Genomic DNA, 9,049 nt, shown 5'->3' on the forward strand with positions numbered 1-9,049 from the left:
GGTCGCGGTGTGGGCCCGCAGGGCGGCGGCGGCCGGGTCGGCGGCAAGGCGCAGCGCGCGGTCGCAGGCCAGGCAGGGGGTACCGCACAGGGAGCGCTCGAAGTCGCGCGGGTTCACGGGCAGGGTGCCGCAGGCCATGCGCCACCGGCCGGGGCGCTCCTGGCGGGCGGTGTGGTCGAGGCGGCCGCCGTGGACGCGGACGAGCCTGGTCTGCCTCTCCACCCTGGCCAGCACCTCGGTCATCTCGTCGCGGATGATGCGCGGCGCCCGGGACGGCCCGTTCGTGTGCACCGGCAGGGGATGCCACATGTCCACCGTCATCTTCTCCCCCGCTCCTCTCCGGCCTTCTCACAGAAGTCGTTGCGCAAGCCGAATACCTGCGGACGCCGCTTGTCGTGTCCCGGTCGGTTTCTGATTCCGGCTAAGCAGAGAGTATCCGGAATCAGGACCCGGCGCACAGGGCCGACACCCGCCCGTACGGGATTCAACTAAATGCGGCGCCGGGAACCCGTCCGATCAGCACCGAAGGCGCAGGAGGCGATCTGAACGCACGGTGACGCTGACGGTATGACCGGGCCGGGAATACACATCACGCCTGAGAATGGCGCACAGAGCTTCACCGCAGGTCAAAGGCAGTTACGCATCACCTGTTTAGACTCAATAGTCATCGTGTTTGAGTTGAGTTGTAAGTTCAAGATCCATGCTCTACGGTGCGGAACGACCCGGTGACCAGCCGGGCACGAAAACGCGGACCCCGGACGCCGGAAGCGAGGAGAACCCGTTGAGACGACGGCGACGGCGCGGCGGCGGTGACGGTCCGCTCATGAACCTGATCAACCTGGCCGGCATTTTCGCGCCCGTGCTCCTCGCCGCGGTCCTCCTTGGCCGGCACCTCGGCTGACCCCCCGCTCACGCGTCAGCCGCCCTCCACCTTCAACCCGAACGGGGAAAGCCATGCCGAGTCCTGCCGAACTGCGCCAGAGGGCAGCCGAGTTGGAGGACCGCATCCCTCCGGCCGACGCCGGTCCCCGCACGGACAACGAGCGGATGTTCGCGGAGAAGGCCACCGCGCTGCGCGCCGAGGCCGACCGCCTGGAGGCCGAGGAAGTCCCCGGCACCACCGGGACCCTCGCCGAGCGCATCAGCGACGTCATCGCCAACGAGGTTCCCGCCGCCTACGCCGATCTGGCGAGCACGCGGGCCCGGGAGGTCGTCGCGGCGTGGCAGGACGACGCCACACAGACGCTCGACGGCGTCCGGGCATGGTTCGCGCTGTACCGCCCGCAGCTCTCCCGCTCAGCGGCCCAGGCACTGGACACCCTGCTGAACCAGCATGCTGGCGAGGAACGTTGAGCACGATCTCCTACACGCACTGGGCGTACTTCCCTGACCGGGCCAGCGCCGAGGGATGCGCGAAGGACCTGGCGGACTACGTCACCCGTCTCGACGAGCCGGACCCCGCAGTCACGCCGAAGTGGCGGCTCTTGGCCGCGCGTGATGTCGAGGTAGGTGGCCTCGACGAGCGACACCGCGAGGTGGAGGCGATCGTCAACCGGCACGGAGGCGAGTACGACGGCGGAGAGGCGACGTACGAGTCCGGGCGCCCCGTGACGGACCCGATGATCGTCGACCGCGACGAAAACTGACACGGCCGGGAGACGAGAGCAGCGATGACCACGAAGACCATCCGGCGCGGCAAGGCGGCTGCCACGGACGAGTGGCTGGCCAGGAAGCTCATCGAGGCCGGGTTCGGCGGCGCCGACTGCGACTTCCCCGACTGCACGAACGCCCGCGCACCGCGCCCGCCGGGCAAGTCCGGCTCGCCAACCAAGTTCTGCGTGCAGCATAACAACCGGCGCGACCGTCAGAAGGCCTACCGGGCACGCAAGGACCTGGAGAAGGAGCGCGCCGCCGCACCGGAACCCGTACCGGTCCAGCAGGCCGTAGCCCGGGGCGCCCGCGAGGAGCAGGTCCTCGCCTCCCTGCTGCCCCGGGTACTGACTGCGCTGGAGGCCGTGCACCAGGGGCAGCAGGCCGGCGCCGACACCGCGGCAGTCGCCGCTCACATCGAACAGGTCACCAGCGACGCCACCGAGAAGGTCCGCCAGGCCGAACAGCGGCGCGAGGAGGCCGTGGGCGATGCCGAAGCGGCCCGCGCGGAGGCCTCCCGCAGCGAGCAGGCCGCCGAGCACGCCCGCACCGAGCGGCAGGCAGCCCTGCTGGAGGCGGCCTGCGCGCTGGGCGAAGCCGCCGACGCCGACAGACGCGCCACCGCGGACCGCGCCGCGCTCGACAAGCTCTCCGAGGCGCATCGCGAGCTGCGCGACACCCACCAGCAGCTCAGCGGCGCGCACAACCTGCTGAAGACGCAGCACGAGGAACTGGAGCAGGTCCACACCGCCCTCACCGGCGAGCACCGCCAGCTCCTCGCCGCCCACGGCCGGCTCCAGGGCGAAGCCGAGACGCAGCGCCACCGCCTGGAGGAGTTGTCCGGCCAGCACACCCGGCTTGAGGAGACGCATCGGCGTACGGCCGCCGACCTCGCCGCCGCCCAAAGCGAGAAGACCGGCCTGGCCGCCCGTCTTGACGAACTCCAGACCCACCGCGAAGAACTCAAGACCGAGAACGGTCGACTGAACAGCCTGCTGGAGGAGGAACGCGAGCGGCACCGCCGGGAGCTGGCCGCCCTGCAAGCGGAGCTCAACACCGCCCGGAAGGCCCCCGTCCCGGACACGACCGCCGGACACGACGACAACCACACACCCGGTCCGGACCCGGCCGACAGCGACGGGGACGCCGACGCCGCACAGGACGAACCCAGGGCTCCTGTCGCCATCGAGGACCTGGGCGTGCACGGCGGGGCAGGGTGGACGCTGGTGCGCTACGAAGACGATCACAGTCGCTGGCGGGTGCTGCGCGACGGTGAGATCGCGGGCAGCATCCAGCCCGAACACTCCCTGCACGGCACCTCGCTCCTGGGCTGGTCTGCCCGGACCAGCCACGCCATGCCGCTGCAGCCGCCCCACGGCCAGAAGCACTTCGCCAACCGCGAGCAGGCCGCGGGCGCGGTCGTCCGAGACGGGCTGCGCCGGGCCCCAGCCTCCGGCTCGGCGGCCGCAGTGGCTGCCGCCTTCGCCGCACTGACCGAGCCGGACCAGAACGCTCTGGTCGCCGCCGTGATCCCACTGGCCATCGCATCGGAGCGCGCCGGCAAGCTGGCCCGGCTCCCGCAGGCTGTCCGGGAAGCCGCCCTGCGCACCGCGCTGCGGGTGCCCGGCGAAGACGACCTCCGGCAGCTCACTGCCCTCGATGCCTCGGAACTCGGCCGCAGCAAGGAAGCCCGGCAACTGCTTCGTGCACTTCAGGACTTGGCCCCGGCCACAGCTCAGCAGGAGACCGGTCCGGTGGACCTGGGCACGATCGGTGGCCGCGCCTGGCGGCTGGAACCCGATCCCGCCTACCTGGGCGGCTACCGGGTGCTGGCCGACGGCACTGAGGTCGGCGCCGTCGCTCCCGTCCGCCGCCGCAAGAACGACACTGTCCGGTGGACGGCCGAGCACCGGCGGCGCGCTCTCGGACGCGGCCCAGCTCACGCCAGCCGAGACGCCGCTGCCCGGGCCGTGATCGCGGCGGAGGATGCCTGGGTGCCGCTGCCCGAGCTGGACGACGAGGCCTACCTGCGCATCCCGGCGGGGCTCCGCAGCGACCTCTACGGCGCGGCCGGACGGGTCGACCTGCGGCGCGGCCGGCTCGCCCAGATCCAGCCGGGCGCCTACCGCCAGCAGCTCCACGCCGCGCTCGGCCAGGCCAGGCGCAGTGCCAGCGGCCGGATCCGCGGCCATCACCTGGCCGTCCTGCTCGACGCCGCCCGGGAGGACCTCGGCGCTCCTGGCAGTGCGGCTGCAGACCGGCTGTACGAGGCGATTGAGGGCATCCGCAGCGTCTTCGTGACGAGCACGTCCTCGAGGCCATGAGGGGGCCATATCTCGGAAAGAAGCTGTCGCCCCGGCCGAAGACGATGGAAGGCACAAGATGGACACCCTGCAACCAGCCGACCCTGTAACCACGGCCGTGACCACGCTTCTCCTGGCACACCACCCCAGGGCGAAGTTCGACGCGACCGGCGCCGTCGTCACGGCCGGATTCCTGTGCTCACCAGGCGCGCCAGGTTCCGCTCAGGCACGCGTCAGCCACCGCACCCCGTTCCCGAGTTCCGCTAATGCGCTCTCTTTCGAAGGCGTCGCAGCTGAGGAGTACGTCCTCGTCGCCGCCTATGCCGACCTCCTGCGCGAACACGGCTGGACGGTAATTGACCGTACGACCAATCGGCCCAGGCTTCTCGTCTCCAAGCCCCTTGCGGTTGTGTCCCAACCCGAATGAGGTTCCTCAGGTGTCCATGAACAGGCACTGATGGGCGGGGGCTGCCTCTCACGGAAGGTGGGACGGAACATCAGATCGGACTGACGGATTCGCGGGCAGACGACAGCGTCGGGCCCAGACGGTTCAGTGGCGCTCCCCCAACGCCATTGGAGCTGTCATGAACCTTGCCGAACTCGACCGTCTGCGTGGCGAAGCCGAGCAGCTGCGCGCGGTGGATACCCAGGACATCCCTGGTCCGGAGCGCACCCTCCTGCTCGGCTACACCTGTGACCGGGACACTTGGCATGTGTACGTGCGTGGTGCCTACCTGCACGTCCTGGTGTACAACCACGTCACCCGCGTCGTGGTGCGTTATGAGAGGCATTTCCACTGGCAGGCGGCCGATCTGGTGCCTGACAAGCGGGTCTACCCGGAGAGCACCGACCTGGAGTTCGCCCGGCTTCTGACGTCCCACGGGGTGGATTTTCAGTTTGCCTCGTTCGACCCGGCCCGATTTGACCGCCTCGCGCAGAAGCCGTTCCACGGGGCGATCTACGACTCGGCCACTCGTAGCCTTGCCGACGTGGAGGGGGGCTCCCTGTGACCGCTGTGGGTGAACAGCAGGGGACGCCCCCGGAGATGGCCCGTTCCTGGACGCCGCAGGCTCGCTCCGAACGGCTCGACGCCGAACGCCGGGAACGGCAGGAGTTGGCCCATCGGATCGGCCGGACACTCGCTGCCGAGTTCAACGACCGGCAGGTCGAGGGCGGAGGCTGGCGTCACCAGGTCGCCCCCGTGAACTTCGTGAGCGTCCTCCTGACGCACCCCAGCGGGATGAGCTTGTCGCTCACGCATGAGGGCAGCTACCGCAAGGGCGCGGCGGGTAGGCGGCTCACGGTGCGCGGCGGCTACCCATCCGAGTACTGCGGATGGCGAGCCGAGCCCGTGACCGTGGGGATCGACACCTCGGCCGAAAGCAAGGCCCGTCAGATCATCAGGCGTCTGCTGCCCGACTACCTGAGCACCTTCGGGGCTGCCCGTGCGATGCAGCAAAGGGTCCAGGAGGAAACACGGAGCCGGCAGAGGCTCAACCGACGTATGCAGGACGTACTGCCAGCGCTGCGGGCCGCCCCGTACGAGCAGCCGCATGCTGTCGACGCCCGCAAGCAGTCGCATTGGTCAGCGGCTCAGCATCGGCCAGATGGAGTCTCGGCGCCCCGAGCCCACTGCTCCGGCTCTGTACGGCTGGCTGATGACGCCTCGTCGGCAGAGGTCCTGAAGCTGACGAACGTGCCAGCAGAGCTGCTCCTGGAGATCCTCGCCCTGGTCAACGCGCAACCGGTCCTCGAAGGCCGCGTGATGCCCCGAATGATCTCTCCCCAGCGCCCCGAGCTGCCCGCCGCGCCCACGGTCATCCACGTCTGAACCCGAAGGCGGGGTGAGTCAAGGGCCGCCCACGCCTCCAACCGCACCCGCCCGGCCGGGGGGAGGCGGCTCGCACCCTCCGCGAGCGCACCGGTCCACTCACATGCTGTCCGCCAGCACCGCCACGCGGCTCTCCAGCCGGTCTCGTCGGGTGCTGCGGCCGTGGTCATTGGCGTACAGAAATGGCCGACTCCCTGCGAAACACCTCGGGCCGGTCGTGGTCTGCCCCCGGGCGCAGCGAAGGCAGATTCGCCACGACTGCGAGCCGGGCGCGGACTCGACAAGCATCGGCTCCACTTCGCCGCCCTAGCAGCACCGGGCGGCGCGACGTCGGCGGCCGCCAATCGGCGGCCTCGCCCCGTCGGAACTCACCTCGACTCCCAGACGAAGGAACGCGCGTATGACGGAAAAACTCAAGAGGATGCTCGACGGTTTCTCGGTCGGCGACCACGTGACGGCCACGGGTGCTGACACTCGCGGTCATCAGGTCACTCGCACGGGCTACCTCCTCGCCGAACCGCAGCTCGTTGACGCCCGGCGCAACGGCTTCCCGGCCAAGGGCCTTCGCCTGTTCATCGGCGCGAAGGGCACCGACGCGAGCGAGCGCACCACCTGGACCACGCTCTTCTCCGACGCAGGCGTCATCGAGCAGACCCCGGAGCCGGAGGCCGGCAAGTGGTCCATGACCGAGCTCCGCTTCGTTCCGGGCGTGAAGGCCAGCAGCCACACGACCCGCATCCTGTTCGGTGGCAAGGGCGGCGCCCGCTCGACCGGACCGACCCAGGCCACGCCCGTCACCGTCACGTACACCGATGACGGCATCTACGCTCTGTGGGACCCGGCCTCCGACACGACGCATGCGACCATCAGGCTCTCGGCCAAGATCTGGTGGGCGCACCTTCCTCCGGAAGCCGCCGTCGATCCCGCGAGCGCGGAGTAGCGGCGACCGGCGAAGACCTGGAAGCCCATCCATAGCAGCGACGCCCCCACCGTGGAGATCCACGGTGGGGGCGTCGCTGTCGAGTTGGTGGGACACCGCCTTGCGGCGGCAGGTCAGCGCCTACGCCTGGAGGCGCCCTACCGGGTGATCACCATCGTGTCGGCGACCTTGTCGTGCAGGCACTGCTGGTACGGCTTGTCCCAGCAGCACCAGAGCGGGTTGAGAAGGCCGAGGACCGGAATCACCGCGGCGGCGAAGAAGAAGGTCTCCCGTCCCATCGCCCGCCAGAAGCCGAGCGGTAGGGCTGACTGGCTCCGCACGATGCGGATCTTGCAGATCCTCTTCCCGATGGTGGAACCGAACCGGCAGACGCTGAAGGGGAAGTACAGGACGTAGGTGGTGAGCAGCCAGGCCACCAGCACGGTCTGTCCGGCGGCGCCGGCGCCGGAATCGATCCAGATCATCAGCGGGATCGCCGTCACGAAGTAGGCGACGTACCAGATCACGAGGTCCAGAAGCCGGGCGCCGAGCCGGGCTCCGATGTTGGCGAGCAGCGGGCCTGCTGGCGGCCCGCCATGCACTGCCCCGACATGTGGGTGGCCCGGGGCGTAGGACGCGTACGCGGTCGGGGCGTGGCTGGGTGAGCCGTACGCGCCGCCAGCGGCGGGGGTGGGGCCGGAAGAGCCGTAGGGCTGTGTCGTCATGAAGGTGCTTCCTGGACCGTCGGTGGTTGGGACGCTGGAAAGCTAGGCCCCGATCCGGACATCTCCCTTTGCCCGCCCTCTACCCGACGCGCGGTGGCTGGCGTCGTCGCGCGTACGGCTCGGAGGGATGGGCCTGAGTCGTACGCCCTTGAGGGGCTGTGTGTTCTGTCGGCGGATTCCCACCGGTGGCGCGCCGCCGAGTTTGATCCGCTCGGGCATCACGCTCGGCGTATGCCGTCCACTGCTGTCCGACTGGGCACCTGCCGGTCTCGGGCATCACGGCCGCCGGTTCTCGCCCGTACGAGCCTCTGGCCCCCGGATCCCGTTCACTCTGCCTCCTAGCCGGAATCCGAAGTTCTAGGAGAGCAGCATGACGACCACACTGGAGCGCCTGGCCACTGAGCCGAAGCACGAGACGGCCATCCTCCTGCCCAACGTGTGGTCCGATCTCCAGCGTTGCGTTCTTGCACTGTGCCCGTGCGGCAGCGCAGCCAGAGTGGACGTCCGTGATGGCGTCCTGGGCGCTCACGAGCCGAAGGCCGAGTGGACCTTGGACGGTAAGCGTCGTGCTGTCATCCGGGATGCGTACGGCACCGGCTCCACCTGCCGTTACAGCGGGCGGGCCGTCACCCTGGCCTCCGCCCTGGCGCGTGACAACGTGCTGACCCCGGCCGAGCGTGAGGTCCGTGACAGGACTCAGCGGCTCCTCGAAGCCGGGGTCGTGTTCGCCCCTCCCCGCGGATACGCCCTGCCGAAGGCAGCAGCCAACCTGCTCTCCCATGCCGAGGACCACGGCTGGGCTGCCGCACAGGCATGGACCCCGTACGAGGACGGGTTCACTCTGAACGTCCGCGTGAGCCGTGCGGGGGACGACGGGCTGGGGTGGCAGTTCGACCTGTCGTGGTTCTGCGCACCCGGAGTCGCGCGGCGGACTCGGTTCGGGCTGAGTCGGTCGCCGGATCGCAGGGGTCTCTACGACACCCCGTCGGTGAAGGCGATCCACGGTGTCATCGCTGCCCATTCCGTGCGCCAGAAGGCATGACGCGCTGCGGCGCCGGCTGGTCACGCTGTCCGCGCGCGTGGGCGCGAATCCGTACTGGGAGGGTCGCACTCCTCCGGCGGGCGCTCGTGCGCAGGTGCGCAGGCTGGCCCATGAGCGGGTGAGCCTGCCGGACGGGTTCCGGTTGTGAGGCGACGAGGACTGCCGGGTCGGCGCCGCGGGTTGTCGAGCGGTCGGAAGGTGGGCTGGCGCTGCTCCGCGTAGGAGGTCTGGCCTGGAGTATTCGCCCGCTGCGTCGCCCCGGCCGGGTGCTTGCGTCCGGGCGGTCGAGCTGACAGGTTCAGCGGGTTCGGGCTCGGCCGAAGAGCAGCCGGTCGGTGGCGAGCGTGGCATCCAGGTAGGCGTCGATCCGCGCGGCGTCGGCGGTCTGCGGCAGCGGATCCAGTCCCAGAAGCAGGACCGCCTCTGCGTTGCGTGCGACCAGTTCGGTCCAGGGCCAGCGGGTGGGCAGCCGGAGCCGGCGGGAGACTCCGGGCACGTGCAGCAGCACCTGGTCGCCGACGATCTGCAGGCAGCGCTCCAGCTCCGGAACGACCTCCCGGGCGCCGGTCATGCCTCCCA

General features: G+C 70.0%; 10 protein-coding genes and 1 pseudogene. 8 read left to right on the forward strand and 3 right to left on the reverse strand.

Features of this window, described 5'->3' with window-relative positions:
* A partial coding sequence (locus VN520_RS08735) for a hypothetical protein (RefSeq protein WP_325746283.1) occupies positions 1 to 321 on the reverse strand: 321 nt, incomplete at its 3' end.
* 633 nt (positions 322 to 954) lie between these two features.
* Between VN520_RS08735 and VN520_RS08740 the strand changes: the two genes are divergently transcribed.
* From VN520_RS08740 to VN520_RS08770, 7 genes are all read left to right on the forward strand, one after another.
* Positions 955 to 1,353: a hypothetical protein gene (locus VN520_RS08740; protein ID WP_325746284.1), complete on the forward strand. Its 399-nt coding sequence runs from the start codon at positions 955 to 957 to the stop codon at positions 1,351 to 1,353.
* Positions 1,350 to 1,646: a ribonuclease E inhibitor RraB gene (locus VN520_RS08745; RefSeq protein WP_325746285.1), complete on the forward strand. Its 297-nt coding sequence runs from the start codon at positions 1,350 to 1,352 to the stop codon at positions 1,644 to 1,646. Before VN520_RS08740 ends, VN520_RS08745 begins: the two co-directional genes overlap by 4 nt.
* Before the next feature lie 24 nt (positions 1,647 to 1,670).
* Positions 1,671 to 3,974 carry a hypothetical protein gene (locus tag VN520_RS08750; RefSeq protein ID WP_325746286.1) on the forward strand — a complete coding sequence of 768 codons (2,304 nt, stop codon included), beginning with the start codon at positions 1,671 to 1,673 and terminating at the stop codon, positions 3,972 to 3,974.
* A 58-nt stretch (positions 3,975 to 4,032) separates the two neighbouring features.
* Positions 4,033 to 4,380 carry a hypothetical protein gene (locus VN520_RS08755; RefSeq protein ID WP_325746287.1) on the forward strand — a complete coding sequence of 116 codons (348 nt, stop codon included), beginning with the start codon at positions 4,033 to 4,035 and terminating at the stop codon, positions 4,378 to 4,380.
* A gap of 157 nt (positions 4,381 to 4,537) precedes the next feature.
* Positions 4,538 to 4,963, forward strand: coding sequence for a hypothetical protein (locus VN520_RS08760; protein ID WP_325746288.1), 426 nt, complete (start codon positions 4,538 to 4,540; stop codon positions 4,961 to 4,963).
* Positions 4,960 to 5,784, forward strand: coding sequence for a hypothetical protein (locus VN520_RS08765; protein WP_325746289.1), 825 nt, complete (start codon positions 4,960 to 4,962; stop codon positions 5,782 to 5,784). The genes VN520_RS08760 and VN520_RS08765 overlap by 4 nt, the downstream gene beginning before the upstream one ends.
* Positions 5,785 to 6,184: 400 nt before the next feature.
* Positions 6,185 to 6,724: a hypothetical protein gene (locus VN520_RS08770; RefSeq protein ID WP_325746290.1), complete on the forward strand. Its 540-nt coding sequence runs from the start codon at positions 6,185 to 6,187 to the stop codon at positions 6,722 to 6,724.
* A 137-nt stretch (positions 6,725 to 6,861) separates the two neighbouring features.
* On the opposite strand, the gene VN520_RS08775 is transcribed toward VN520_RS08770, so the two are convergent.
* The gene (locus VN520_RS08775; protein WP_325746291.1) at positions 6,862 to 7,428 is read right to left on the reverse strand and encodes an RDD family protein; all 567 of its coding nucleotides are present in this window, start codon (positions 7,426 to 7,428) and stop codon (positions 6,862 to 6,864) included.
* A 370-nt stretch (positions 7,429 to 7,798) separates the two neighbouring features.
* On the opposite strand from VN520_RS08775, the gene VN520_RS08780 reads away from it, so the two are divergent.
* The gene (locus VN520_RS08780; protein WP_325746292.1) at positions 7,799 to 8,470 is read left to right on the forward strand and encodes a hypothetical protein; all 672 of its coding nucleotides are present in this window, start codon (positions 7,799 to 7,801) and stop codon (positions 8,468 to 8,470) included.
* Between the two features lie 298 nt (positions 8,471 to 8,768).
* Here VN520_RS08780 and VN520_RS08785 read toward each other — a convergent pair.
* Positions 8,769 to 9,049: pseudogene (locus VN520_RS08785) on the reverse strand (hypothetical protein); the annotation flags it as partial.

This window comes from Streptomyces sp. (assembly GCF_035563135.1).
GTDB lineage: Bacteria > Actinomycetota > Actinomycetes > Streptomycetales > Streptomycetaceae > Streptomyces.

Bases quoted from the DNA above. Each gene is read 5' to 3' on its own strand.
- VN520_RS08750 (WP_325746286.1), top strand. From the start codon at position 1,671: ATGACCACGAAGACCATCCGGCGCGGCAAGGCGGCTGCCACGGACGAG.
- VN520_RS08770 (WP_325746290.1), top strand. From the start codon at position 6,185: ATGACGGAAAAACTCAAGAGGATGCTCGACGGTTTCTCGGTCGGCGAC.
- VN520_RS08755 (WP_325746287.1), top strand. From the start codon at position 4,033: ATGGACACCCTGCAACCAGCCGACCCTGTAACCACGGCCGTGACCACG.
- VN520_RS08760 (WP_325746288.1), top strand. From the start codon at position 4,538: ATGAACCTTGCCGAACTCGACCGTCTGCGTGGCGAAGCCGAGCAGCTG.
- VN520_RS08780 (WP_325746292.1), top strand. From the start codon at position 7,799: ATGACGACCACACTGGAGCGCCTGGCCACTGAGCCGAAGCACGAGACG.
- VN520_RS08740 (WP_325746284.1), top strand. From the start codon at position 955: ATGCCGAGTCCTGCCGAACTGCGCCAGAGGGCAGCCGAGTTGGAGGAC.
- VN520_RS08775 (WP_325746291.1), bottom strand. From the start codon at position 7,428: ATGACGACACAGCCCTACGGCTCTTCCGGCCCCACCCCCGCCGCTGGC.